The sequence below is a fragment of the Amycolatopsis albispora genome, assembly GCF_003312875.1.
Classification (GTDB): domain Bacteria; phylum Actinomycetota; class Actinomycetes; order Mycobacteriales; family Pseudonocardiaceae; genus Amycolatopsis; species Amycolatopsis albispora.
In genome coordinates, this window is the sequence record NZ_CP015163.1 from 5,150,776 (window position 1) to 5,176,291 (window position 25,516).

The 25,516-nt window shown below is 70.1% G+C and carries 22 protein-coding genes, 1 tRNA gene and 1 riboswitch; of the genes, 10 read left to right on the forward strand and 13 right to left on the reverse strand.

Translation table 11 applies throughout. The features are described 5' to 3' along the window. Positions 1–68 precede the first annotated feature (68 nt). Together A4R43_RS24225 and A4R43_RS24230 are read right to left on the reverse strand one after the other, a co-directional pair. The gene (locus A4R43_RS24225) at positions 69–1,442 is read right to left on the reverse strand and encodes an IS1380 family transposase (RefSeq protein WP_113694437.1); all 1,374 of its coding nucleotides are present in this window, start codon (positions 1,440–1,442) and stop codon (positions 69–71) included. Between the two features lie 151 nt (positions 1,443–1,593). Continuing rightward, positions 1,594–2,319, reverse strand: coding sequence for an SDR family NAD(P)-dependent oxidoreductase (locus tag A4R43_RS24230; protein WP_113694438.1), 726 nt, complete (start codon positions 2,317–2,319; stop codon positions 1,594–1,596). 88 nt (positions 2,320–2,407) lie between these two features. On the opposite strand from A4R43_RS24230, the gene A4R43_RS24235 reads away from it, so the two are divergent. After that, the gene (locus A4R43_RS24235) at positions 2,408–2,911 is read left to right on the forward strand and encodes an isochorismatase family protein (protein WP_113694439.1); all 504 of its coding nucleotides are present in this window, start codon (positions 2,408–2,410) and stop codon (positions 2,909–2,911) included. Here A4R43_RS24235 and A4R43_RS24240 read toward each other — a convergent pair. Next, complete coding sequence (locus tag A4R43_RS24240) at positions 2,894–3,490, reverse strand: TetR/AcrR family transcriptional regulator (RefSeq protein WP_113694440.1); 597 nt, start codon at positions 3,488–3,490, stop codon at positions 2,894–2,896. The genes A4R43_RS24235 and A4R43_RS24240 overlap by 18 nt on opposite strands. A gap of 104 nt (positions 3,491–3,594) precedes the next feature. Then, the gene (locus tag A4R43_RS24245) at positions 3,595–4,557 is read right to left on the reverse strand and encodes an acyl-CoA desaturase (protein WP_113694441.1); all 963 of its coding nucleotides are present in this window, start codon (positions 4,555–4,557) and stop codon (positions 3,595–3,597) included. Between the two features lie 199 nt (positions 4,558–4,756). Here A4R43_RS24245 and A4R43_RS24250 point away from each other — a divergent pair. From A4R43_RS24250 to A4R43_RS24270, 5 genes are all read left to right on the forward strand, one after another. Next, a tRNA-Gln gene (locus tag A4R43_RS24250) sits at positions 4,757–4,828 on the forward strand. 98 nt (positions 4,829–4,926) lie between these two features. Then, positions 4,927–6,645, forward strand: coding sequence for a GGDEF domain-containing protein (locus A4R43_RS24255; RefSeq protein ID WP_113697849.1), 1,719 nt, complete (start codon positions 4,927–4,929; stop codon positions 6,643–6,645). A 45-nt stretch (positions 6,646–6,690) separates the two neighbouring features. Next, positions 6,691–8,160 (forward strand): bifunctional UDP-N-acetylglucosamine diphosphorylase/glucosamine-1-phosphate N-acetyltransferase GlmU, encoded by a 1,470-nt coding sequence (gene glmU, locus A4R43_RS24260; RefSeq protein WP_113694442.1) that lies wholly within the window; start codon positions 6,691–6,693, stop codon positions 8,158–8,160. Next, positions 8,157–9,137, forward strand: coding sequence for a ribose-phosphate diphosphokinase (locus tag A4R43_RS24265; RefSeq protein WP_113694443.1), 981 nt, complete (start codon positions 8,157–8,159; stop codon positions 9,135–9,137). The genes glmU and A4R43_RS24265 overlap by 4 nt, the downstream gene beginning before the upstream one ends. 279 nt (positions 9,138–9,416) lie before the next feature. Next, positions 9,417–10,265 (forward strand): TIGR03621 family F420-dependent LLM class oxidoreductase, encoded by an 849-nt coding sequence (locus A4R43_RS24270; RefSeq protein WP_113694444.1) that lies wholly within the window; start codon positions 9,417–9,419, stop codon positions 10,263–10,265. On the opposite strand, the gene A4R43_RS24275 is transcribed toward A4R43_RS24270, so the two are convergent. Then, complete coding sequence (locus A4R43_RS24275) at positions 10,262–11,398, reverse strand: hypothetical protein (protein ID WP_162788578.1); 1,137 nt, start codon at positions 11,396–11,398, stop codon at positions 10,262–10,264. The genes A4R43_RS24270 and A4R43_RS24275 overlap by 4 nt on opposite strands. Positions 11,399–11,699: 301 nt before the next feature. Here A4R43_RS24275 and A4R43_RS24280 point away from each other — a divergent pair, with 301 nt between their 5' ends. The 4 genes from A4R43_RS24280 (at position 11,700) to A4R43_RS24295 (ending at position 13,801) form a co-directional block, all read left to right on the forward strand. Beyond that, positions 11,700–12,320, forward strand: coding sequence for a 50S ribosomal protein L25/general stress protein Ctc (locus A4R43_RS24280; RefSeq protein ID WP_113694446.1), 621 nt, complete (start codon positions 11,700–11,702; stop codon positions 12,318–12,320). Between the two features lie 7 nt (positions 12,321–12,327). After that, a complete protein-coding gene (pth, locus tag A4R43_RS24285) occupies positions 12,328–12,921 on the forward strand; it encodes an aminoacyl-tRNA hydrolase (RefSeq protein ID WP_113694447.1) in 594 nt (197 codons plus the stop codon). A 173-nt stretch (positions 12,922–13,094) separates the two neighbouring features. Continuing rightward, positions 13,095–13,454, forward strand: coding sequence for a DivIVA domain-containing protein (locus A4R43_RS24290; RefSeq protein ID WP_113694448.1), 360 nt, complete (start codon positions 13,095–13,097; stop codon positions 13,452–13,454). Then, on the forward strand, positions 13,454–13,801 hold the full coding sequence (locus tag A4R43_RS24295) for a DivIVA domain-containing protein (protein WP_113694449.1): 348 nt from the start codon (positions 13,454–13,456) through the stop codon (positions 13,799–13,801). The genes A4R43_RS24290 and A4R43_RS24295 overlap by 1 nt, the downstream gene beginning before the upstream one ends. Positions 13,802–14,144: 343 nt before the next feature. On the opposite strand, the gene A4R43_RS24300 is transcribed toward A4R43_RS24295, so the two are convergent. From A4R43_RS24300 to metG, 8 genes are all read right to left on the reverse strand, one after another. Continuing rightward, positions 14,145–15,824 (reverse strand): fatty acyl-AMP ligase, encoded by a 1,680-nt coding sequence (locus tag A4R43_RS24300; protein ID WP_113694450.1) that lies wholly within the window; start codon positions 15,822–15,824, stop codon positions 14,145–14,147. A 45-nt stretch (positions 15,825–15,869) separates the two neighbouring features. Next, positions 15,870–17,639: an ABC-F family ATP-binding cassette domain-containing protein gene (locus A4R43_RS24305; RefSeq protein ID WP_113694451.1), complete on the reverse strand. Its 1,770-nt coding sequence runs from the start codon at positions 17,637–17,639 to the stop codon at positions 15,870–15,872. Beyond that, positions 17,639–18,607: a 4-(cytidine 5'-diphospho)-2-C-methyl-D-erythritol kinase gene (locus A4R43_RS24310; protein WP_113697850.1), complete on the reverse strand. Its 969-nt coding sequence runs from the start codon at positions 18,605–18,607 to the stop codon at positions 17,639–17,641. The genes A4R43_RS24305 and A4R43_RS24310 overlap by 1 nt, the downstream gene beginning before the upstream one ends. Positions 18,608–18,689: 82 nt before the next feature. Then, entirely contained in the window at positions 18,690–19,700 is a 1,011-nt protein-coding gene (locus tag A4R43_RS24315) for a methionine ABC transporter ATP-binding protein (protein WP_113694452.1), read from the reverse strand. Positions 19,701–19,898: 198 nt separating this feature from the next. Further along, a riboswitch (SAM riboswitch) is annotated at positions 19,899–19,987 on the reverse strand. 69 nt (positions 19,988–20,056) lie between these two features. After that, the gene (rsmA, locus tag A4R43_RS24320; RefSeq protein WP_113694453.1) at positions 20,057–20,914 is read right to left on the reverse strand and encodes a 16S rRNA (adenine(1518)-N(6)/adenine(1519)-N(6))-dimethyltransferase RsmA; all 858 of its coding nucleotides are present in this window, start codon (positions 20,912–20,914) and stop codon (positions 20,057–20,059) included. 177 nt (positions 20,915–21,091) lie between these two features. Next, the gene (locus A4R43_RS24325) at positions 21,092–22,510 is read right to left on the reverse strand and encodes a resuscitation-promoting factor (RefSeq protein WP_113697851.1); all 1,419 of its coding nucleotides are present in this window, start codon (positions 22,508–22,510) and stop codon (positions 21,092–21,094) included. Positions 22,511–22,870: 360 nt separating this feature from the next. Further along, a complete protein-coding gene (locus A4R43_RS24330) occupies positions 22,871–23,695 on the reverse strand; it encodes a TatD family hydrolase (RefSeq protein ID WP_113694454.1) in 825 nt (274 codons plus the stop codon). After that, on the reverse strand, positions 23,692–25,485 hold the full coding sequence (gene metG / locus A4R43_RS24335; RefSeq protein ID WP_162788579.1) for a methionine--tRNA ligase: 1,794 nt from the start codon (positions 25,483–25,485) through the stop codon (positions 23,692–23,694). Before metG ends, A4R43_RS24330 begins: the two co-directional genes overlap by 4 nt. Positions 25,486–25,516 lie beyond the last annotated feature (31 nt).

Genomic DNA, 25,516 nt, shown 5'->3' on the forward strand with positions numbered 1-25,516 from the left:
TTGGGCGTGTGGGATTGACCGGTCTCGCATCCGGTGTGTCCACTGTGGCTTGGTTGTGGGGTTGGGGGTCAGGGTGTCCGGGTGTGGGTGGCGGTGAATAGGCCCTGGTAGCTGGCTTGCCAGGGCCAGTTGGTGGGCAGTCGCAGGGTGATGCGGCGGGCGGTGCGGATGATGCGGGCTGGGATGGTGATCAGGTGCCGGCGGAGGGTGCCGGTGCGGGCTTTGGCGTGAAAGACGCTGGCCAGGCAGCCGGCGGCGCGGAGCAGGTTGTGGGTGAGGCAGGCCAGGATCAGCCAGGCGTGGTTGGCCGGGAAGCGGCCTGAGGGGAAATGTGCCAGGGCGGAATCGTTGAGGTCGGCGAAGACCTGCTCGATGATCGCGTGCTCGCGGTGGTGCTGGTCGGCGGTGGGCAGGTCGAAGCCGGTGTCGGTGAAGATCGCGTGGTAGTTCCAGGCGCGGAACAACTCGCCCTGGTCGTTGCGCTTGTTTCTCGGGGTGCGGCGGACCAGCAGCCGTGCGGTGACCTGGCGGCCGGGGTTCTGGGTGGTGTTGACGAACGCGGTCAGGGTGGTTTCGGCGATCTGCGCGTGCGTGATCAACTCGCCGGTGTCGGGGTCGGGGATCGGGTGACGGTAGGCGATCTCGGTCCAGTCGTCCTCGCCGATCCGGTCGATCACAGCCTGGGTGGCCACGTTTTTCTGGGCGGTGACCGAGAAGGACGCGCCCGCTGCGCGGATCGCGGCGATGATCGGGCCGGTGAAGAACGCCGAGTCGGCGCGGACCACGATCATGCCGGTCGCCCCGGCCCGGCGGGCCAGCCCGATCGCTTCGGTGATCATCGAGGCCGCCCCGCGGCGGGAATCGCAGGTCCCGCCGCGCAGCCGGGCGGTCAGGATCACCGGCGCGCAGACCGGGCTCGACAGCGTGGCGATCAGGTGGTTCAGGCCCCGGACCCCGGTGTAGCCGAATCCGCTGCCCTGTTTGCGGTGACCATAGGTTCGCTTGATTTTGGCGTCGATATCGACAAACGCCAGCCGGTCGACCCCGGCCAGCAGTGACGGCACCCGCCCGGCCAGCCGGACCAGGGCCTCCCCGGCAGCGGAGGCGAGCTGGCGGGCGTGGCCGTGGGTGAACCCGCGCAGCCACGAACCGCAGGTCGAAGGCGCCCGCACCCGATCGAACAACCGCCCCATCCCGCCGTGCCGGATCACATCCAGGTCATCGATCGAATCAGCACCAGCCACCATCCCGGCCACGACCGAGAGGGCTTTCGCGTCCGTGTTCGCCCCGACCGCCATCCCCAGATCGACCCGCTCATCGATCAACACACCCAGGCCGATGCCCTCGGCCAGCCGCAGCATCGGCACCAGCCCCGCGCACGACACGAGACTCTCCTCGTCGAACCTCACCGACACCGACCCGGCGCTATGAGACGATCGCATCCAGCAGATGCCCTCTCACTCAGTGGACTTTGTTCCCTCGCAAGAACAATCATCCCAAGTCAGAGGGCATCTGCCCCTCAACGACACCACTCCACCACCACAAACACCGGTGGATCCAGGTTTTTCGTCCCGAAAGCCACATTCGTGACACTCAGGAGCCCAGGTGGGCGCCGCCGTTGACGTGGAGGACCTGGCCGGTGATGTGCCCGGCGCCCTCACCGGCCAGGAAGACCACCGCGTCGGCGATCTCGTCCGGCTGCCCCGCGCGCTTGTTGATCGCCGCGGACAGCCTGCTCTCCAGCCACTTCTCGTCCAGTGTGCCCTGGAAGAACTCGGTTTCCAGCACCACGCCCGGCGCGACGACGTTCGCCGTGGCGCCCGAGGTGCCCAGTTGCTTGGCCAGGTTGACGTTCCACGACTCCAGCGCCGCCTTGGCCGCGCCGTACGAACCGGAACCGGCCTTCGCCGCGATCGAGCCGATGGTCACCACCCGCGCCCGCTCGGCCAGCCGCGGCTGCAGCGCGGTGGTGATCAGGACCGTGGTCAGCACGTTCGCCTCGTAGTTCGCGCGCCACGCGTCGGCCACCCCGGCCAGGTCGGTGGCCTTCTCGCGGACGCGGTCGGTGTTGCCGCCCGCGTTGTTCACCAGCACGTCGACGCGTTCCGGCAACTCCGCGAGCGCCCGCTCGACCGCGGCCGGGTCCGCCGCGTCGAAGGCCACGTACTTCGCGCCGAGCAACGCGGCCGACTCGGCCAGCACGCCCTCGCGGCGCCCGGTGATGGTGACGCTCTCCCCCGCCGCCGCGAACTTCGCGGCCACGGCGTAGCCGATCCCGGTGCCCCCACCGGTGACGACGACTTCCCTGCTCTGCCCCATCGTGTTCCCCTTGCTACGGTAAGCGCTTTCAGCGTTGTCGACGGCGGCGGGAAACCGACCATACCCGATCGCCCCCTACCCTGCGCCCATGATCTTTTCCCCGGCCACCACCGCACTGGTACTCGTCGACCTGCAGCCGCGCACCCTGGGCATGCTGCCGTGGGAGCCGTACACCGGGGAGCGCGTGGCGTCGGTCGCGCTCGAGCTGCGAGCCGCCTTCCACGCCGCGAACGCGCCGGTTTTTGTGGTGCGGCACCACTACCCGGACGGCGAAGGCGCCGAGCTGGTCTTCAGCCTCGACGACCGCGAAACGCTGGTCACCAAGCGGACGGTCGGCGCCTTCCAGGGCACCGGCCTCGACCAGGGACTGCGCGCGGCGAACGTGGAAACTGTCGTATTTGCCGGAATAGCCACGAATTTCGGGGTGGAATCGAGCCTGCGTGCCGCGCTCGACCTCGGTTACGAAGTGGTCGCCGTGTCCGACGCGATGACCTCGATCGACGCCGAAAGCCACCACCTGGCCGTGTCGAAGATCTTCCCGCGGCTCGGCCGCGTGGTCACCGCCGCGGAACTGCTACGGGCTGAGCCGTAGCTTCGGCTTGTGCTCCAGGTGGGACAGGCCGTTCCAGGCCAGGTTGACCAGGTGCGCGGCCACTTCGTCCCGCTTCGGCTTGCGGGCGTCGAGCCACCACTGCCCGGTCAGCGCCACCATGCCCACCAGCGACTGCGCGTACAGCGCGGCGAGCTTCTCGTCGTACCCGCGCGCGGCGAACTGCTGGGCCAGGATGTGCTCGACCTGGCTGGCGATGTCGTTGAGCAGGGTGGAAAAGGTGCCCGTGGAACTGGCCACCGGCGAATCGCGGACCAGGATGCGGAAGCCGTCGTGGGAGTCCTCGACGTAGGACAGCAGCGCGATCGCCGCCTGCTCCAGCATCACCCTCGGGTGCCCACCGTGCAAAGTGGACACCATGCGGTCCAGCAGCAGCTGGGTCTCGCGGTCCACCACCACCGCGTAGATGCCCTCTTTGCCGCCGAAGTGCTCGTACACCACGGGTTTCGAGACGTTGGCGCGATGCGCGATCTCCTCGATCGACGCGCCCTCGAACCCCTTTTCGGCGAACAGGGCCCGCGCCACGTCCAGCAGCTGCTGGCGGCGTTCGGCCCCGGTCATCCGGACACGGGTCACCGGGGTGCTGGGACGCACCCCGGTGATCCCCTCACGTTTCCCCCGACGTTTGGCCGCCACCGGGGCAGCCTAGCGCCCGGGCGCGAGCCCTAGTGGCTCTCCGTCGAAAGCCGGGCCAGCCGCTGCGGCGTCGGCCACCGCACGCTGTGCACCCAGCCGAGCTTTTCGAAGATCCAGATCAGCCGCGCGGAGATGTCGATCTGCCCGCGCTGCACGCCGTGCCGCGCCGAGGTCGGGTCCGCGTGGTGCAGGTTGTGCCACGACTCGCCGAAGCTGAAGATGGCCAGCGGCCAGAAGTTCGCCGACCGGTCGCGCGCGGTGAACGGGCGCTCGCCGATCATGTGGCAGATCGAGTTGACCGACCAGGTCACGTGGTGCAGCACGCAGATCCGGACCAGCCCGGCCCAGAAGAACGCGGTCACCGCGCCCCACCACGACCAGGTGATCAGCCCGCCGAGCAGGGCGGGGGCGAACAGGCTGACCGCGGCCCACAGCCCGAACAGGCTGTTCACCCTGGCGATCGCCGGGTCCTTGACCAGGTCGGGGGCGAACCGCTCGGCGTTGGTCTGGTCGCGCTCGAACAGCCAGCCCATGTGCGCGTGCCAGAAGCCCTTGGCCACCGCCACCGGGGTGGTGCCGAAGGCCCACGGCGAGTGCGGGTCGCCGTCGCGGTCGGAGAACGCGTGGTGGCGGCGGTGGTCGGCGACCCAGGTGATCACCGGGCCCTGCAGCGCCAGGCTGCCGGAGATGGCCAGCACCACCCGCAGCCACGGCTTGGCCTTGAACGAGCCGTGCGTGAAGTAGCGGTGGAAGGCGACCGTGATGCCCAGCCCGCTCACGCAGTAGAAGAACACGAAGAGCCCGACGTCCACCCAGCTCAGGCCCCACCCCCAGGCGAAGGGAACCGCGACCAGCAGCGCCAGCAGGGGTGCGATGACCCCCAGGTAGACCGAGAACTGGATGGGAAAGGACCGCTGACCGCTGAGGACCGGTTTGGGGCCTTTGGCTGCTGGGGAATCTCCGGAGGCGGAACGGTCAAGGGTGGCCGTCATACACGTCACTTCTTCCTACGGTGGACCCCTCATCACCAAGGGTGTCCTTACCTACGATGCCGTAAGTTACGGTACCGGAAGTTCCCCGGCATGGGGAGAGTCAAACCTCGCGGGGGCATACGCCACCAGGCATGATCGCGCGCGAGGCCAACCCGTGTGGCCCGGCTCGCACCGGGCTGGCTATCCTGACCAGGCACGATCCGCCGTAGTGTAATTGGCAGCACTTCAGATTTTGGTTCTGACAGTTCAGGTTCGAATCCTGGCGGCGGAGCACGCGCGCCCGATCGGAGACGGCCGAGGGGGTTGAATCCACTGCACGACGACGTGAGTGAGCCCAAGCAGCAGGCCCGGCGCCCGGCGCTGATCGAAATGTCGGACGCCTGGCTGGTCGGCCGTGCCCGCGAACTCATCGCCGTCGTGCAGCGCAGCGAGTACGCCGAGCAGATCGGCATCATCGAGACCCTCGACGAGCTGCTGGAGGAGACCCAGCGCCGCGGCGAGCCGATCCTGGTCGCCCAGCTGCTCCGGTCGGTGTGCCTGGCCAGGCTGGTCACCAAGGGCATGGCCGCCGACGCCGAGCCCACGCTCGACGAGATGCTGGCGCACACCCGGCGCCACGGCTTGGCCCTGCTGCGGGCCGACGCGCACGCGCTGCGCGGGCGGCGCCTGGTGCTGGCCGAGCAGGAGGACGCGGCGCTCACCGAGATCGCCAGGGCGCTGGCCATTCTCGACGACTCCGCCACCCCCGACGTGCAGCTCGGCCGCCGCGCCTGGGACAAGCTGCTGGCCAGCGCGCTGATCGACTGCTGGCTGGTGCTCAACCAGCTCGGTGTCTACGAAGCCGCCGAAGAGGTGATCTCCCGCGCGCACCAGGCCATCCGCGACAGCGCCGGGCCGCACGAGATCACCCTGCAGCTGATCAACCGGGTCAAGATGATGCTCGGCTGGGGCCTGCGGCTCGAACGCGTCGGCCGCTACGACGAGGCGGTGGAGAAGTTCCGGACCGCGGCCTCGATGGCGGTGGCCGCCGAGGCGCCGTTCGCCGAGTCGCTGTTCCCGCGCAAGACCGGGGTCCCGGCGATTGACCAGGTCGGCGTGCTGGCCGCCGCGCTCGCGCTGGCCGCGCCCGACGCCGCCCACCTGGACCGCCTGCGCGGCCTGCTCACCGAGCCGGGTTACCCGCACGAGCAGGTCATCGTGACCATCGCGCTGGCCAGGTGCCTCGACCACATCGGCCGCCGCGACGAGGCGCTCGAGGTGCTCAACGCGGCCCGCGCGAACGCCGCCGAGGACACCTCGCAGCCGTCGATGCGGCTCAACCTGGTGCGTGAGCTGGCGAAGCTGGAGACGCACCAGAACGAGGACCTGGCCAAGGAGTCGGACGGCCCGGCCGCGGCGCCCACGCTGCTGCTGAACTACGCCGGCGCGCTGGAAGCCGAGCTGTGGACGCTGCGCGAGTCGCAGATCGCCACGCTCACCGCGCGCCGCGAGCACGAGCGGCTGACCGCCGAGCACGGCGAGATGACCCAGCAGGCGCTCCAGGACCCGCTGACCGGCCTGCCCAACCGCCGCGCGCTCGACGAGCGGCTGCGGGCGCTGGCTTCGTCGGCGACGTCACACCCGCTCGCGGTCGCGCTGGTCGACCTGGACGGGTTCAAGGGCGTCAACGACCGGCATTCGCACGCGGAGGGTGACGACGTGCTGCGCGTCGTGGCCAGCACGCTGCGGGACGCGCTGCGCGGGGACGACATCGTCGCCCGCTACGGCGGTGACGAGTTCATCGTGCTGCTGCCCGGCGCGCCGGTGTCGGCGGCCACGCAGGCGCTCAGCCGCGCTGTGACGGCCGTCGCGTCGCTGCCGCACCACCTCTCGCACGGGGTGACCCTTTCGGTCGGTCTTGTTTCGATCCGCGCGCAGGAACGCGCCGAGCAGGTGCTCTCGCGCGCGGATGCCGCCATGTACCAGGCAAAACGCCGGGGCGGGAACCAGGTCGCCTCGGCCTATCTGGAAGCCGGCGAGTCCGCGGCGGACTGGCCGGGCGAGCCCGCCGACACCGACCCGGCGTGGGGTCTGCGAGAGCACACGTAGGATCGGCTCCCGGCGGAAACGCACACGAGGAGCGCTAGGAGCGTTGTGACCGGGCCTTTGACAACCCTGATCCTCGCCGCGGGCGAGGGCACCCGCATGCGGTCGTCCACCCCGAAGGTGCTGCACCCGATCGCCGGGCGGCCGCTCGTCGAGCACGCGGTGCGCGCGGCGGCCGGGCTGGACCCGGAGCACCTGGTGGTGGTGGTCGGACACGGCCGGGACGCGGTCACCGGGCACCTGGACGAGGTCGCCAAGCTGCTCGGCCGCCCGGTCGGCACCGCCGTGCAGGAGGCGCAGAACGGCACCGGGCACGCGGTGTCGTGCGCGCTGGCCACGCTGCCGCCGCGGCTCACCGGCACCGTGGTGGTCAGCTACGGCGACGTGCCGCTGCTGGACACCGAAACGCTGGCCGCGCTGCTCGCCGAGCACCACGGCACCGGCAACGCGGTGACCGTGCTGACCGCGGTGGTCACCGACCCGACCGGTTACGGCCGGATCGTGCGGGACGCCGGCGGCGCGGTGACCGCGATCGTCGAGCAGAAGGACGCCGACGAGACGCAGCTGGCGATCACCGAGATCAACTCGGGCGTGTACGCCTTCGACGCCGAGGTGCTGGCCGACGGCCTGTCCCGGCTGTCCACCGACAACGCGCAGGGCGAGCTGTACCTGACCGACGTGCTGGGCATCGCGCGCGGTGACGGCAAGCCGGTCGGCGCGCTGGTGGCCGGTGACCCGTGGCTGACCGAGGGCGTGAACGACCGGGTGCAGCTGTCCGTGCTGGGCGCCGAGCTGAACCGCCGGATCGTGCGCCGCTGGCAGCAGGCCGGGGTGACCGTGGTCGACCCGGCCACCACCTGGCTGGACGCGGGCGTGACGCTCGCGCGTGACGTGCGCATCGAGCCGGGCGTGCAGCTCAAGGGCGCCACCACGGTCGGCGAGGGCGCCACCGTCGGGCCGGACACCACGCTCACCGACGTCGAGGTCGGCGCGGGCGCGACGGTCGTCCGCACGCACGGTTCGGGCGCGGTCCTCGGCGAGAACGTCACCGTCGGGCCGTTCGCCTACCTGCGGCCGGGCACCCGGCTCGGGGACAAGGGCAAGATCGGCACCTTCGTCGAGACCAAGAACGCCGACATCGGGCGGGGCACCAAGGTGCCGCACCTGAGCTACGTCGGCGACGCCACCATCGGCGAGCACAGCAACATCGGCGCGGCCAGCGTTTTTGTCAACTACGACGGCGTCAACAAGCACCACACCACCATCGGCTCCCACGTCCGGATGGGCTCGGACAACATGTACGTCGCTCCGGTGACCGTCGGCGACGGTGCCGCCAGCGGCGCCGGTGCGGTGATCCGGCGGGACGTGCCGCCGGGCGCGCTGGCGGTTTCCGGGGGACCGCAGCGCAACATCGAAGGCTGGGTGGCCCGGAAGCGACCGGGCACTCCCGCGGCGGAGGCGGCCGAGGCGGCACTCGCCCGAAACGAAGTGGAAAACGACGGGGAGTCGCAGAAATGAGCCCGAAGTCCGGTACGCCGAAGAAGAACCTGATGCTCTTCTCCGGCCGCGCCCACCCAGAACTGGCCGAAGAGGTGGCCAAGCACCTCAACATCACCATCACTCCCCAGACCGCGCACAACTTCGCCAACGGCGAGATCTTCGTCCGGTTCCAGGAGTCGGTGCGCGGGTGTGACGCCTTCGTGCTGCAGAGCCACCCGCAGCCGATCAACGAGTGGGTGATGGAGCAGCTGATCATGGTGGACGCGCTCAAGCGCGCCAGCGCCAAGCGGATCACCGTGATCATGCCGTTCTACCCGTACGCCAGGCAGGACAAGAAGCACAAGGGCCGCGAGCCGATCTCGGCGCGGCTGATCGCGGACCTGTTCAAGACCGCCGGCGCCGACCGGATCATGACGGTCGACCTGCACACCGCGCAGATCCAGGGCTTCTTCGACGGGCCGGTGGACCACCTGCTGGCGCAGAACGTGCTGGCCGACCACATCAACAACACCTACGCCGAGCACGAGATCACCGTGGTGTCCCCGGACTCCGGTCGCGTGCGGCTGGCGGAGAAGTGGGCCGAGCAGCTCGGCAACAAGCCGATCGCGTTCATCCACAAGACCCGGGACCCGGACAAGCCCAACCAGGCGGTGGCCAACCGCGTGGTCGGCAAGGTCGAGGGCAGGCTGTGCGTGCTGATCGACGACATGATCGACACCGGTGGCACGATCGTGAAGGCCACCGAGGCGCTGCTCAACGAGGGCGCTTCGGACGTGGTCATCGCCTCGACGCACGGCATCCTCTCGGACCCGGCCACCGAGCGGCTGTCGAACTGCAAGGCGCGCGAGGTCATCCTGACCAACACGCTGCCCATTCCCGAGGAGAAGCGCTTCCCGGGGCTGACCGTGCTGTCGATCGCCCCGCTGCTGGCGCGCGCCATCCAGCAGGTCTTCGAAGACGGCTCGGTCACCAGCCTCTTCGACGGCCAAGCCTGACCGTTCCTCCGATGTCACGAATGTGGCTTTCGGGGCAAATAACGTCCCGAAAGCCACATTCGTGACACCCCAGCGGAGCACCTCCCCGAGGCGAGCCAGGCGCTTTTCCGAGGGAGCGCCCAGCCTCCCGGTCACCCGTCGCCACGCTATGAATGTGGCTTTCATTGCGCCAGACGCTATGAAAGCCACATTCATAGCATTCGGCTCGCGCGCCGGCTCCCGCTCAGCCCACCGCGAAATCTTCACCATGCCCAGCTCGCCGCCGCTAACGTCCGCGGTATGCGCGAATTCAGGTTCGGCGTCTCCCTCCGGTCCATCGGCGATCCCCAGCAGTGGGCGGCGAAATGCCAGTCCGCCGAGGAGCTGGGCTACGACGTAATCACCATTCCCGACCACATCGGCGCCCTCGCGCCGTTTCCCGCCATGGCGGCCGCCGCCGCGGTGACGCGGCGCATCAAGGTCGGCACCCTCGTGCTCAACGTGCCGTTCTACAACCCGGCCCTGCTCGCCCGCGACGTGGCCGCCACCGTCCGGCTCTCCGGCGGCCGCTTCGAGCTGGGCCTCGGCGCGGGCCACATGAAGGCCGAGTTCGACGACGCCGGCCTGCCGTGGCAGGACCTCCGCACCCGCCTCGACCACCTCACCACCACCATCACCGAACTCCGCCGCCGCCTCGAAGCCGAAGACGTGGAAGTACCGCCGCTGCTCGTCGCGGGCGGCAGCAAGGGCGTGCTGTGGATCGCCGCCGAACACGCCCAGATCGTCGGCTTTGCCGGGCTCAAGCCAAAACCCGGCGCCGAGCCGGGCATCTGGCGCCTCGCCACCGAGCCCGAACTCACCGAAAGCGTCACCTTCTACGCGAGCCTCGACGACCAGGCCGAGCGCAACATGCTCCTCCAGGACGTCGTGGTCACCGGCGAAAAGCAAGCCGCCGCGAAAACCTGGGCCGAGCAAGCCGAGTCCACAGTGGACGAAATACTCGCCGCGCCGCAGCTGCTGATCGGCACCGAGGCCGAGATCGTCGCCCGCGTCCACGAACTCCGCGAGCGCTACGGCTTCACCTACTTCACCGTCTTCGAACCCGCGATGGAGACGTTCGCGCCGATCATCCGCGCGCTCAGGGCTTAACCGCCGAGCGTCGCGAACTCCGCCTCGATCTTCTGCTTGATCGCGCCGACGTCCACCGCGGCGATCGCCTCGCCGGTGGCCGACGGCATCGAGGTCACCTGGTAGGACGCGGTCCGGTTGGGCACGTTGAACCGGACCGTGCACGGCACGTCCACCACCGAGTTGGGCGCCGCGGTGGCCTCCGCGGTGCAGGTCTGGCTGCCCAGCTCCGGCGCGCTCACGTCCGCCTTCGCCACCACGCGCACCGACGAGACGCGCGCCGCGTCGCCGGTGACCGAGTTGCGCACCTTGATGGTCGAGGTGCACGACCCGCTGGTCTGGCACTGCAGGTCGTTGCCGTCGACCAGCACCACCAGCTCGGCGGCGTAGTCGAAGGCCTGCGCGAACGCGTCCACCGCGCCGCCGAGACCGTTCTTGAACTGGGCCAGCGCGTCCCCGGTGAGCCCGCCGGGGGTGACCGTGGTGCCCGCGCCGAACGCCTTGCCGACGCCCTCGACGAGCCCGGCGTCGAACGAGACCACCCGGTGCGGCTGGGCCGCGCTGATCACCAGCTTGCCCTTCGGCAGCGTCAGCTCGTAGGCCTCGGAGCCGTCCGCGAGCCGCGTCTTCACCGGGTCGGCGAGCTGGTCGATGCCGAGCGACGCGTCGTAGAGCGCGTTGCGGATCTCGCGCGGGGTGAGCACCTGGCTGGCCCGCAGCGGCAGGTCGGACTGCTCGACGAACATCCAGCGCTTGCCGTACTCCTCGGCCTGGCCGTCGTTCACGCCTTGGGTCTTCCAGTAGGCGGGCGGCGCGGACAGGTACGGCTTGCCATCCGCCTCGACCACGTTCACCACCTGCCCGCCGACGCCGACCGCGCCGTAGGTGGTGCCGTTCTTGGTCACGTTCAGCGCGAGGTCGACCAGCTCACCGGCGTCGTTGCGCAGCTGGCTGCGGTAGGCGATGGCCTCCTGCCCGGCGAGGTCGTCGACGGCGGCCTTGACCGCGTCGCGCTGCGCGGCGCGTGCGTCGGCCTTCGCCTGGTCGGCCGCCGCGGGCCCGGCCGCGCCGATGGTGGACACCTCGCAGCCGGCCAGCACCAGCGCTGCCCCGGCGGCGAGCGCGGCGAACCCCCGCACCCGGCTCCTCCCCATGACGGCCCTCGCTTTCGTTTCGCCTGACGAAATGTACTCATCCGACGCCACCGTTGGATAACGGTTCCCGCCGCCCCGCCGCAAAGCCGCTGGACCGCCTTGCTCTACACTGTGCGGGTTGTCTCGGCGAGGCGGACTCCACGCACGCACCAGGTGGTGTCCGACGTGATCGACGCGGCGGCTTGAGTCGCCACGCGTCCAGGTCACGTCGTGGAATTCGCCGCCGGCGCAGCCGAGATGGGTCTCCCCCAGACCTCACCACCTGAGTTTGCCGAAGAAGATTTGTAAGGAGTGCTTCACCGTGTCCGAGGTACGTCTGTCCGTCGAACCGCGCACCGAGTTCGGCAAGGGCGCCGCGCGTCGCACGCGGCGCGCCGGCAAGATCCCCGCGGTTCTCTATGGTCACGGCTCGGACCCGCGGCACCTGTCGCTGCCGGCCATCGAGTTCGCCCGCGTCGTCCGTGAGAACGGCAGCAACGCCGTCATCACGCTGGACGTGGAGAACTCCAGCGAGCTGGCGCTGACCAAGACCATCGTGGTCCACCCGCTGAAGAACTACATCGAGCACGTCGACCTGCTGGTCGTCAAGCGCGGCGAGAAGGTCACCGTGGACGTGCCGGTGGTCATCACCGGCGACGCCGCCCCGGGCACCCTGGTCTCGCAGGACCTGGACGCGCTGCAGGTCGAGGTCGAGGCGCTGCAAATCCCGGAGCAGGTCGAGGTCTCCGTCGAGGGCCTCGAGGCCGGCACGCAGATCAACGCGTCGCAGGTCCAGCTGCCCAAGGGCGCCGAGCTGGTGACCGACGGCGAGTACCTGGTCGTCGCGGTGAACGAGGCCCCGAACGAGGCGGCCATGGAGGGCCAGGTCGACGCCGAGGGCGCCGGTGTGGTCGAGGACCAGCCCGAGTCCACCGAGGAGTAATTCCCCCGTGGAAACCGACCTGCCTGGGGCCGGCGAGCAGATCGTGCTCGCCGGCCTCGGCAATCCGGGGCCCCGGTACGCGGGCAACCGGCACAACGCCGGTTTCCTCGTGCTGGACGAGCTGGCCGCCCGCATGGGCGGCAAGTTCAAGTCGCACAAGAGCGGCGGTGAGGTGCTCGAAGGGCGCCTCGCCGGGCGCAAGGTGGCGCTGGTCAAGCCCCGGTCGTTCATGAACCTCTCCGGCGGCCCGGTCGCCGGGGCCGCGCGCTTCTTCAAGGTCGGGCCGGATGGTGTAGTCGTCGTGCACGACGAGCTGGACCTGCCCTACGGCGCGCTGAAGCTCAAGTTCGGCGGCGGCGACAACGGGCACAACGGGCTGCGCTCGATCACCAAGTCGCTCGGCACCAAGGACTACTTCCGGGTGCGGTTCGGCGTCGGCCGCCCGCCCGGCCGGATGGATCCGGCCGACTACGTGCTCAAGGACTTCTCCACCGTGGAGCGCAAGGAGCTCGCGCTCAACCTCGACCGCTGCGCCGACGCCGTCGAAGCGCTCGTCGAGAAGGGGCTGCTGGCGGCCCAGAACGCCTTCCACGCCGGCTGATCGGCGGTGACCTGTGCCTCGGCGACAAGGGTGACGATCGACACCCTGAGTGCCCGGATGCTCACCCGAAGGCGTGCGGTCCCGCCCCTGTTCGAGTAGCGGGTCTTCCGCGCGCCGCCTCGCGCGCACTAGGACGGACAGGGGACGTAACCGAAACCCTAGGGAGACCCCTCATGTCCATGACCGCCGATGACGCCCGGAGCACCGCCTTCGGGAACGCCCCGATCGGCAGGCGCGGTTACGCCAAGAACGAGGTGGACGACTTCGTTCAGCGGATCGCCGCGACCCTCGACGGGCAGGACGACCTGACCGCGGCCGAGGTGCACCACGTGCTGTTCGGCAAGCCGCTGATCGGCAAGCGGGGGTACGACGAGCGCGAGGTCGACGAGTTCCTCGACGCCGCCGAGGAGGCGCTGCTGTCCCATCTCGGCGCCGACTGGCGGGCACACCAGGTGCCCGCGGCCAGGGCGGCGTCGCAGGCCACCGACGCCAGGGCCCGCTCGGCCCCGGCCGACGAGTACCTGGAGCGGTGATGGCCGTCTCCGCCGCCGATGTGCTGACCATCCAGTTCCACCGCGCGCCGATCGGCACGCGCGGGTACAACGAGGCGGACGTGGACAAGTTCCTCGACCGGATCGCCAAAACCCTCGACGGCGAGGAGCACCTGACCGCCGCCCAGGTGCACGAGGTGTCGTTCGGCAGGCCCGCGCTCGGGAAGCGGGGATACGACCAGCAGGAGGTCGACGCGTTCCTGCGCCAGGTGGAAAGCACGCTCGCCGAGCGCGAAGGCTGGACCCCGCACTCGACGAACGCCTACATCGCGCCGGCGCTGGAACACACCCACTCACGCAAGTCCCTGTGGCGGCGGGTGCGCAGCTAGGGGCCGTTCACCTGCCCTCACGTGCAATGAATGTGGCTTTCATAGCGTCTGGCGCAATGAAAGCCACATTCATTGCACGGCTTGCCCCCTGCTCCGGTGGGGGCGCTGCGCTCGAGGGTGCGGGGGTGGCCGGGGTGTCACGAATGTGGCTTTCGAGACGTTCGGCGTCCCGAAAGCCACATTCGTGACACCGGGCAACGCGTGGGGGGCAGGTACTCGTCGACTGCTGAGGACTTTGCGCTGCGGCCGCCGCCGCGTCCACTGGCCACCAAGTTGGACACGAATGTGGCTTTCGGGGCGAAATCCGCCCCGAAAGCCACATTCGTGTTCGGGTAGCCCGTGCTTACCGCGCTGCTTGCTCGATCTGCTCGGCGTACCGCGTCGCGGTGGCGGCGCGTTTGACTTTGCCCGACGGCGTCTTGGGCAGGCTGCCCGCCGGCAGCACCACCACGGCGAACGGCCGCACGTCCACCGCGTCGCGCACGCGGGCGGCGACCTCCTTGGCCAGCCGTCGTTCCTCGGCCTCGTCACCGGCCAGTTTGGACTCCAGCACCACGGCGAACCGCTCGCGCCTGCTGCCCGCGTCGATCCGGACCGCGACCGCGTTGCCCAGCCGCACCCCCTCCACCGAGGTGGCGGCGCGCTCGATGTCGGTCGGGTAGATGTTCCGGCCGCCCATGATGATCACGTCCTTGCGGCGGCCGCAGATCACGATCTGCCCGTCCACCAGGTAGCCGAGATCGCCGGTGTCGATCCAGCCGTCGGCGTCCTGTGTCTCCAGTGGACCGTCCACAGTGAAGTATCCGGGGGTGACGGCCGGCCCGCGCAGCCGGATTTCGCCGACCTCGCGCTCGCCGAGCACCTTGCCGGAGTCGTCGGCGATCTGCGCTTCGAGACCGTCGAGCGGACGGCCGAGCACCGCGAACGAACGGACCTCCTCGGTCCCCCGGCGCGGATCGCCTTCGGGCACCGGCACCGCGCGGTTGTGCGCCTCCAGCGCCTCGGCCTCCACCACGTCCAGGGTCAGCCCGGTGAACAGCGGCGCGAACGACACCGCCAGCGTCGCCTCCGCCATGCCGTAGGCCGGGAAAACGCACTCCGGCGGCATCTTGAACCGCGCCCCGGCGTCCACAAAGGTCTGCACGGCGGTCTCGTCGATCGGCTCGGCGCCGTTCAGCGCGATCCGCAGCTTCGACAGGTCGAAGTCCTCGTCGGCCCGCGCCATCCGCTTGCCGACCACCGCGTAGGCGAAGTTCGGCGCGGCGGTGGTGGTGCCGCCGTACTTGGTGATCAGCCGCGGCCAGATCAGCGGCCCGGTGAGGAACTCGACCGGGGTGATCTTGATCAGCTCGACGCCGAAGGTCATCGGCACGGTGAGGAAGCCGACCATGCCCATGTCGTGGAAGGTGGGCAGCCACGACACCATCACGTCGGTCTCGAAGTCGAACTCGGCGCGCTCGACCATCGCCTTGACGTTGGTGTACAGGTTGCCGTGGGTGATCCGCACGGCCTTCGGCTCGGCGGTGGAACCACTGGTCAGCTGCAGGAGCGCGAGGTCGTCCTCACCGACCGGCACCGGCTCGGCGATCGGCTCGCCCGCGTCCAGGTCGATGATCGAGTGGAAGGCGATGCCGTGCTCGGTGAGCACCGGCGCCAGCTGGTCGAACGGCTCGCCGAGCAGCACCAGCTCCGAGCCGATCATCCGCAGCACGCGCAGCGTGTCCTCGGCCCACTCGGCCAGGTCGGTGCGCGGGGTCGGCTGGTGCAGCATGGTCACGCTTCCACCGGCCAGCCACACGGCCTGCACGGTGGGCGCGATCAGCGACGGCGCGGCGGCCAGCACGGCGACCGCGCTGCCGCGCTCCAGCCCGCGGTGGATCAGCTCGCCGGCGAACCGCCTGGCTTGCTCGTGGACCTCCGCCCAGGTGCGGCGAACCGGTTCCTTCGGCTCCCCAGTGACCATGCCCCGCTGCTGACCGCCCGCGGCCGCGGTGGCGACCAGGGTGTCCACGAACCGACTCATGGGCTCACTTTAGAGGGCGCCGCCGGAAGCCCTGTGCGGGCTGGGTCACTCGATGGCTTCGGAGGTCTCCAGCCAGCGCTGCTCGACCTCGTCCTTCTCCGCCTGCACGGTCTTCAGCTGAGCGTTCAGCTCCATCAGCTTCGCCGGATCGGTGGCCGCTTCGAGCAGTTGCGCGTGCAGCTTCTGCTCCTTGTCGTGCAACTGGTCCAGCTTGCGCTCCAGCCGCGACAGCTCCTTGCCGAGCGCGCGCACCTCGGCCGAGGACAGCTTCGGCCCGGCGTCGGCGGGTTCCGGGGCCTTCTTCGCCGCGGGCCGGTCCTGCGTCGCGGTCAGGCGACGCCGCAGGTACTCCTCGATGCCGCCGGGCAGGTGCGTGATGCGCCCGTCGCCGAACAACGCGTAGACCGCGTCGCAGACCCGTTCGGTCAGGTACCGGTCGTGCGAGACCACCACCATCGTGCCCGGCCACGAATCGAGCAGGTCCTCCAGCTGCTGCAGGGTGTCGATGTCCAGGTCGTTCGTCGGCTCGTCGAGCAGCAGCACGTTCGGCTCGGCCATCAGCAGGCGCACCAGCTGCAACCGCCGCCGCTCACCACCGGACAGATCCTCGACCGGCGTCCACTGCCGCGCCGGCGGGAAGCCCAGCTTCTCGGCCAACTGCGACGCGGACAGCTCCTGCTTGCCGAGCACCACCCGGCCGGCGACCTCTTCGACCGCCTCCAGCACCCGCAGGTGCCCCGGCAGGTCCTCGAGTTCCTGGGTCAGGTGCGCCAGGCGAACGGTCTTGCCCTGGATCCGGCGGCCACCGGCCAGCTCGGTCTCCCCCGCCAGCGCCTTGAGCAACGTGGTCTTGCCGGAGCCGTTCACCCCGACCAGGCCGATCCGGTCACCCGGGCCGATGCGCCAGGTCACCTTGTCCAGCAAGGGTTTCTCTCCGGCGACCAGGGTCACGTCCTCCAGCTCGACGACCGTTTTCCCCAGCCGCCGCCTGGCGAAGCTCATCAGCTCGACGGAATCGCGCGGCGGCGGCACGTCGGCGATCAGCGCTTCGGCGGCTTCGATCCGGTACCGCGGCTTCGACGTGCGTGCCTTCGCGCCTCGTTGCAACCAGGCGAGTTCCTTGCGCGCCAGGTTCTGCCGCTTCTCCTCCAGCGTCGCGGCCAGCCGCGCGCGTTCGGCCCGCGCGAAAACCCAGTCGGCGTAACCACCTTCGTACTGCTCCACGCGCCCGCCGACGACCTCCCAGGTCCGCCCGCACACGGTGTCGAGGAACCAGCGGTCGTGCGTGACCACCACCAGCGCGACCTTGCGCGCCAGCAGGTGGTCGGCCAGCCAGCGCACCCCCTCCACGTCGAGGTGGTTGGTCGGCTCGTCGAGCACCACCAGGTCCAGTTCGCCGACCAGCGCGGCGGCCAGTGCCACCCGGCGCCGTTCGCCACCGGACAGCGTGGCGGTCGGGTTGTCCAGGCCCAGCGCGGTGATCCCCAGACCCTCCACAATGGACCGGACGCGGGCGTCGGCGGCCCATTCGTGCTCGGCGTCGTAGGCGGCCAGCGCGGCGTCGCGCACGGTCTCGCCGATCAGCTCGGTGCGCTGGGTGACCACGGCCATGCGCAGCCCGCGCACCTGGCTGACCCGGCCGCTGTCCGGTTCCGCGATGCCGGTGAGCACCTCGAGCAGGGTGGTCTTGCCACCGCCGTTGAGGCCGACGACGCCGATGCGCTCGCCCTCGCCGACACCGAGCGAGACGTTGTCCAGCAACGGCCGGACGCCGTAGGACTTGGACACGGATTCGAGGTTGACCAGGTTGACCATTACGCGTGCACCTGCGGGGGAGCCGGACGGGGGTCGTTGTCGCCGCCGCCGACCATCCGGGCGCCGGGCACCGGCCCGTGCGCGACCCGGACCGTGCGGCACACCCCGGCGCCGGACAGCTCGGCCGCCACTTCGAGCGCGGATTCGGCGTCCTCGCAGAGGAAAGCGCAGGTCGGGCCGGAGCCGGAGACCGTGCCGGCCAGCGCACCGGCGTTCACCCCGGCGCGCAGCGTGCGGCGCAGGCCGGGGCGCAGCGAGACGGCGGCGGCTTGAAGATCGTTGCCCAGCAACAGGGCCAGCTGTCTCGGGTCGCCGGACGCGAGCGCTTCGACCACCGGCGCGTGCGAGCCGATCCGCGGTGGATCGCCCTCCTCGCGCAGCCGGTCGAGTTCGGCGAACACCCGCGGCGTGGACAGGCCCTTCTGGTCGAAGGCCAGCACCCAGTGGAAGGTGTGCCGCGAAAGCACCGGCACCAGTCGCTCACCGCGGCCGGTGCCGAGCGCGGTGCCGCCGTAGAGCGCGAACGGCACGTCGCTGCCGAGCTTCGCGGCGACCTCGGCGAGTTCGTCGCGGGAGATCTCCAGCTTCCACAACGAGGCCAGCCCGACCAGGGTGGCCGCCGCGTCGGCGCTGCCACCGGCCATGCCGCCGGCCACCGGGATGCCCTTGCGCAGCACCACCCGGATCTTCGGCTCGCTCTCCGCGCGCCCGACGTGCGCGGCCAGCGCCTGCACCGCCCGCCAGGCCAGGTTGTTCGCCCCGGTCGGCACGGACTTCTCGCCCTCGCCGTAGACCTCGACGCCCGGGTCGTCGGTCACCGCCACGGTCACCTCGTCGGCCAGCGACAACGCCTGGAACACGGTCACCAGCTCGTGGTAACCGTCCTCGCGCAGGTCACCGACGGCCAGGTGCAGGTTGATCTTCGAGGGCACCCGGACGGTGACTGGTGGCGGAACGACAGCGAGCACGAGCACAGCCTACGTGGCCGAAAAAAGGCCGTGGGTGCTCAGGGCCGTTCTGACGGCCCCGGCACCCACGGCGGGTGGACGATCAGGCGGCGACGCCCTGCGGGCCGCTGACCGGGTGCGTCACGTGCGCACCGCGCTCAGCGATCCAGGCCAGCGCGCCGTCGGCCTGCTCACCACGCAGGCCGATGCGGAACCGGCCGACCGGGGTGTCCCCGATCCGGGTCAGGCCACCGCCGATGGTGGCGATGTCGATGCCGAAGCGGGTGGCGGCCTCCGGCAGCAGCGCGCCGACCGAGGCGAAGCCGATCAGCACCACGTCGACCGCGCGGTCGTAGCGGGCCGACTGCGCGCGGGTGGTCTCGATCGCGGGCAGCAGCGCCTGCGCGGTGCGGCTCGACGGGTCGACCAGCAGCGAGAGCACGTTGCCGTTCTCCACCACGCGGCCGTCTTCGAGCACCGCGACGTCGTCGCAGATGCGGCGGACCACGCCGGCGTCCGGGGTGGTGACCAGCACGGTCAGGCCCAGCTCGGCGCGGGCCCGGTCGAGCGCGGTGAGCACACCGGCGGCCTCCTCGTTCTGGAGCCCGGCGGTCGGGTCGTCGGCGAGCAGCACGGCGGGCGAGGTGGCGAGCGCCTTGGCCACGGCCACCCGGCGGCGCTGCCCCGGGTTCAGCTCGGCCGGGTGCTGGCCGCCGCGCTGGGTCAGGCCGACCAGGTCGAGCAGGTTGCCGACGCGGGTGCGGCGGCGCGGGCCCTCGACGCCGAGCTGTTCCAGCGGCGAGGCCACGTTCCCGGCGACGGTGCGCTCGGGCTGCAACGCGACGCGGGAGTCGACGATGCCGACCTGGCGGCGGATCTCGCGGAGGCGGCGGCCGTCGAGCGTGCCGGTGTTGAGCCCGTCGAGGCGGACCACGCCGCGGTCGGGACGTTCCTGCAGCGCGACGCACCGCGCCAGGGTGGACTTGCCGGAGCCCGCCGCGCCGACCACGCCGTAGAGCGAGCCTGCGTTGATGTCGAAGTTGACGTCCCGCAGCGCCAGCACGGGCGCGGAGTCGCCGGGGAAGGACTTGGTCAGGTTTTCGAGCGTGATCACGTGAATGCTCCAACAGCTGGGCGCGGGCGCGCGCCGACCACAAGGAAGCACCGCCGAGACGACGGTGAGGCGTAAACCGGAAAGCGGCGAGAGTGGGTACTGGGGTCAGTCGTTGGAGCGACGACACGCACTTACCGTGCGGCGACCTTCATCCACTACTCGGCGTCGAGTCAGCATTCGCGACCGGTACACAGGATTCCTCCATCGGTCCTGGCGTTAGCACCTGCCCTCTCGGGTGGTTGCTGCGACTTCGGCGAGCCAGGCCTCTCAGTCGCTCGGGATGGATGCACAAGGAGTACACCCGATCCGGTTCTCCGAACGCAAGCCCGTGGTCGCAGATCACACGAACAGCGGCGTTATCCCTCGTTTTCCGCCGCCGCCGCGATGCGGGCGAACTGCTCGACCGTGAGCTGCTCACCCCGGGTCCGTGGATCGATACCGGCCGAGGTCAGCAGCTCGCCGGCGCGCTCGGCGGACCCCGCCCAGCCCGCCAGTGCCGCGCGCAGGGTCTTGCGCCGCTGCGCGAAGGCCGCGTCGACCACGGCGAACACGGTCTTCCGCTCAGCTGGATAAGTGGCCTCGACGCGCTCGAAGGCGACCAGCGCGGAATCGACGTTGGGCACCGGCCAGAACACCGCGCGCGGCACCGCGGCCACCTTCTTGGCGCGGCCGTACCAGGCGAGCTTGACGCTGGGCACGCCGTAGGTCCGGCTGCCGGGGCCCGCGGCCATGCGGTCGGCCACCTCGGTCTGGACCATCACCAGGCCGCGGCTGAGGGACGGCAGCTCGGCGAGCAGGTGCAGCACGACCGGCACGGCGACGTTGTAGGGCAGGTTCGCGACGAGCGCGGTGGGTTCGCCGACGTCGGCTTGGCGGACCTTGAGCGCGTCGGCGGGGACGACGGTCAGGTTCCCGGCCGCGCCGGGCGCGTGCTCGGCGACGGTCGCGGGGAGGCGCTGGGCGAGGACGGGGTCGATCTCGACGGCGACCACGCGGGCGCCGGTGGCGAGCAGACCCAGCGTCAGCGAGCCGAGCCCGGGACCCACCTCGAGCACGACGTCGTCCGCGGTGACCCGGCCGAGCTCGGCGATCCGGCGCACGGTGTTGGGGTCGTGGACGAAGTTCTGGCCGAGCTTCTTGGTCGGCCGCACGTCCAGCTCGGCGGCCAGGCCGCGGATCTCGGCGGGGCCGAGCAGCCCGGCGGGTTTGGTCACGTCCGGGAGTTTAGGCGCCCGGGTTCGGGCCCACCCCGCTGCCCGACGTCACGAATGTGGCTTTCGAGACGCCAAACGTCTCGAAAGCCACATTCGTGACATGGGAGCGGAGCGGAAACGAAAAGTGGCCTCCCGCGCGACTGGGCGCGGGAGGCCACGTTCGAGAGAGTCAGTGCGTCAAGAGAGGCCGAGCTTCTTCGAGCAGTGCGGCCAGGCACCGTAGCCGCCGCGGGAGTCGCGCAGCTTGGTGGCGACGGCGATCTGCTGCTCCCGGCTGGCCTGGTGCGGCAGCGCCGCGTACTGCGCACCGCCGTAGGCCTTCCAGGTGCTGGCGTTGAACTGCAGGCCGCCGTAGTAGCCGTTGCCGGTGTTGGCGGCCCAGTTGCCGGTGGACTCGCACTGCGCGAGCCGGTCCCACACCGAACCGTCCGAGATCGCGGGCGTGGGCGCCTTCTTGGTGCCGACCCGGACCTTCTTCGGCTTGGCTTCCTTGGTGATCTCCTCGGAGATCTTCTCGCGGGCGACTTCCTTGTCGTTCTCCTTCGTCACCCGGTAGGTGACGTTCTTCGAACCGGCTTCGCCCTCTTCCTCGACAACGGTCTTGCCCTTGTCGAGCGTGTCGTCCTTGATCTCCTCGACCGGCGGCGGGATCTCTTCGTCCTCGTTCACCACGGACACGCCGGTGCGGCTGATGTGCACCTCGGCGCCGTCGGTCAGCTTGTAGTCCATGCCGCCGTCGACCTTGTCCTCCGGACCGATCGTCAGCTGCAGCTCGCCGAAGAATTCCTTGGCGGTCACCGCGTTCGTCTGCACCTGGCGGGGCTCGTTGCCACCGTCGTACAGCGTGATGTTCTTCAGGGTCTTGACCTCGAGGGTCATCCCCTCGAGCGGGATCTGCCCGTCGCCGCCGACCGACATCCAGGTGCCGGGCTTGGCCGCTTCGGCAAGGCCGAGCTGGGTCAGCGCCTCGGAAACCGTGGTCGCGCGCACCCACGCCTCACGCGGGCTGCCGTCGACGATCAGGTTCAGCTGGCGGCCGCGCTCCAGGGTGATGACCGTGTCGTCGGCGACCTTGGCGTCCGGCGACGGGGAGATCGCGTCGTGCGCGCCGATCTCGTACCCGGCGTCCTTGAGCACCTCGCCGACCGTGCCGCCGAAGGTGTTCACCGTCTGCTGCGCGCCGTCGACGTCGACCGTGACGCTCTTGTTCATCGCCATCGCGGCGGCGCCACCACCGGTCAGGGTGATCAGCACGGCCAGCACGGCGCCCTTGAGGAAGCGCTTCTTCCAGGTCTTGGCGGCCTTGACCACGCCGTCCTCGACCGGCAGCGGCTGGCCCTGCGCGACCCGGTCCTCGCTGATCTCGTCGGGGATGACGATCGGCGGGAGCATCGTGGTCTCGGCGTTGATCAGCCGGATCAGCTCGTCGACGTCGACGTTGGCCTCGGCCATCAGCGCGTCGGCGTCGGGGCCGAGCACGGTCAGCACGTCGTGCTGGGTGACGTTCAGGTCGTCGGAGAAGTCCGCGAAGTCGAGTTCGCCCTCGGGGTTGGGCCAGTCGAGCGTGCCGACGCCCCCACCGGAGGAGGCGAACATGCTCGTCGGGTTGTCCTGGCGCGCGTAACCGCCGCGCCCGTAACCACCAGTCACTGGGTCGATCCCTTTCAGCAAAAGGCCGTTGCCTTCATTTCGGCGCCATGCGCCGGTTATCCGGCTCCCGCAGCCAGCGCCATCCAAGTGCTCCCGGGATTCGGGGTCCCGGCCTCACTTCCCCGACGTGCACTGACGTGACTGTGGGTGTCCCGGCCGCCGCCCCTCTGCGGGCAACCGACCGGCACGATCACGGGACAGTAACGAAGACTCGGGGGCAACGCAAACACCCCTCGCAGTGTCGTGATGTGCGTCACTCCTCAGATGGACCAGTGGGCCGGATCTTTTGTCGCAATGCGTCAAACCCTAAGTAACGGTGGGGAGTCGGAAAACCCGTTCGGCGGTCTCGCGCACCGCGTCCGCGATCGTTTCGACCGGCTCTTCCCGCAGCTCAGCGAGGTTACGCACGGTGTAGGCCGTGCAGTAGGGCTCGTTGGGCCGTCCCCGGTACGGGTGCGGGGTGAGGAAGGGCGCGTCGGTCTCGACCACGAATTGACCGAGGGGCGAAATCCGCGCCGCTTCGTGCAGTCCGCGTGCGTTCTTGAAGGTCACCGTGCCCGCGAACGAAAGCACGTAACCGGCGTCGAGACACTTCCGGGCGAACTCTCCGTCACCGGAGAAGCAGTGGAAGACCACCGTGTCGGGGGCGCCCTCCTCGGCCAGGATGCGGAACACGTCGTCGTGCGCGTCGCGGTCGTGGATCATCAGCGTCTTGCCGAGCCGCTTGGCCAGGTCGATGTGCCAGCGGAAGGCCTCCTGCTGGGCGTCGTGCGGGGCGTAGTCCCAGTAGTAGTCCAGCCCGGTCTCGCCGACCGCCACCACCCGCTCACCGCGGGCCAGTCGCTCCACTTCGGACCGTTCCGCCTCGCCGAAATCCTTGGTGCGCGTGGGATGCACTGCCACCGCGGCGAACACTCGGCTGTCCCAAGTGGACGCTTCGGCGGCCCAGCGGGCGGCGGCGAGGTCGTCCGCGACGGTGACCACGCGGGCCACGCCGGCCGCCTCGGCGCGGTCGGCCATGGCGGTCACGTCGGCCGCGGTAACCGCGCCGCAGGCGTCCATGTGCGTGTGCGCGTCGACCACCGGTGCCGGCAGCCTGTCCGGCACCGGTGGGAGTTCTTTCTTGCTCACGGCTCGATCGGCGCCCAGTCCGGCCCGGTCTCGCCCAGCTTCGCGTCGAGCTTGGCGAACAGCGGCGACGGCTTGGCCAGCGGACGCCCCACCTCGATCGGGGTGGACGCCCACGAAGCCTGCTCGGCCGCGTAGTCCCCGGTGAGGATCGGGTTCACGCGACCGTCGATGTCGAGGTCCTCGACGTCCTGCAGCTCCGGCTGCGCCGCCCAGACACCCGTGCCGCCGAGCGCCTCGTGCACCTTCTGCGCCGAGTGCGGCAGGAACGGCGTCAGCATGGTGTTCGCGTCGGAAACCACCTGCAGCGCGGTGTGCAGCACGCTGTCGCGCCGCTCGGGGTTCTCCTTGAGCTTCCACGGCTCCTGGTCGGACAGGTACTTGTTCGCCGCCGAGACCACCTTCATCGCCTCGCCGAGCGCCAGCTTGAACCGCGAGCGCGCGAGGTGCCCGCCGACGGTGTCGAACGCCTGCCGCGACAGCGCCTTCAGCTCCTCGTCGGCCGGCGCGGGCGCGGACGGCGCGGGCACGCCGCCGTTGTTCTTGTGCGCCATCGAGATCGACCGGTTGACCAGGTTGCCCCACTCGTTGGCCAGCTCGAAGTTGGTGCGCCGGACGAACTCGTCCCAGGTGAACGCGGTGTCCTGGGTTTCCGGCCCGGCCGCGGCGATGAAGTACCGCAGCGTGTCCGGGCCGTACTCGCGCAGGAAGTCGTTGACGTAGATGACCGTGCCGCGCGAGGTGGAGAACTTCGAGCCGCTCATGGTGAGGAACTCGCTGGAGACGATCTCGCTGGGCAGGTTCAGCTCGCCGTACGGGCCCGGCTCACCACCGCGGTCGCCCTGGCCGTTGTGCCCCATCAGCAGCGCGGGCCAGATCTGCGCGTGGAAGGTGATGTTGTCCTTGCCCATGAAGTAGTACGACCGGGCGTCCGGGTTGTTCCACCACTGCTGCCAGGCGTCGGGGTCGCCGGAGCGGCGCGCCCACTCCACGCTGGCCGAGAAGTAGCCGATGACCGCGTCGAACCACACGTAGAACCGCTTCATGCCCTGATCGCGCCAGCCGTCGAGCGGGATCTTCACGCCCCAGTCGAGGTCGCGGGTGATCGCCCTCGGCCGCATGTCGTCGACCAGGTTCTTGGTGAAGTTGAGGACGTTCGGCCGCCAGTCGGTCTTGGTGGACAGCCACTTGCCCAGGGTCTGGGTGAACGCGGGCAGGTCGAGGAAGTAGTGCTCGGTCTCGACGAACTTCGGGGTCTCGCCGTTGATCCGGGACTTCGGGTTGATCAGCTCGGCGGCGTCGAGCTGGTTGCCGCAGTTGTCGCACTGGTCGCCGCGGGCGCCGTCGTACCCGCAGATCGGGCAGGTGCCCTCGACGTAGCGGTCGGGCAGGGTGCGCCCGGTGGACGGGCTGATCGCCCCCCGCGTGGTCTTCGGCACCACGTACCCGTTGCGGTGCAGCGCCAGGAAGATCTGCTGGGTGACCGCGGCGTGGTTGCCGGTGCTGGTGCGGGTGAACAGGTCGTAGGTCAGGCCGAGGCCACGCAGGTCCTCACCGATCTGGCGGGTGTACTTGTCCGCCGTCTGCTGCGCGGTCAGGCCCTCCTTGTCGGCCTGCACGGTGATCGGCGTGCCGTGCTCGTCGGTGCCGGAGACCATGAGCACCCGGTGGCCGGCCATTCGCTGGTAGCGGGAGAAGACGTCGGACGGAACGCCGAAGCCGGACACGTGGCCGATGTGGCGGGGGCCGTTGGCGTAGGGCCAGGCCACCGCGGTCAACACAGGGGTGCTCATACCGGATTAGCCTACGGAAGCCGTCACTCGC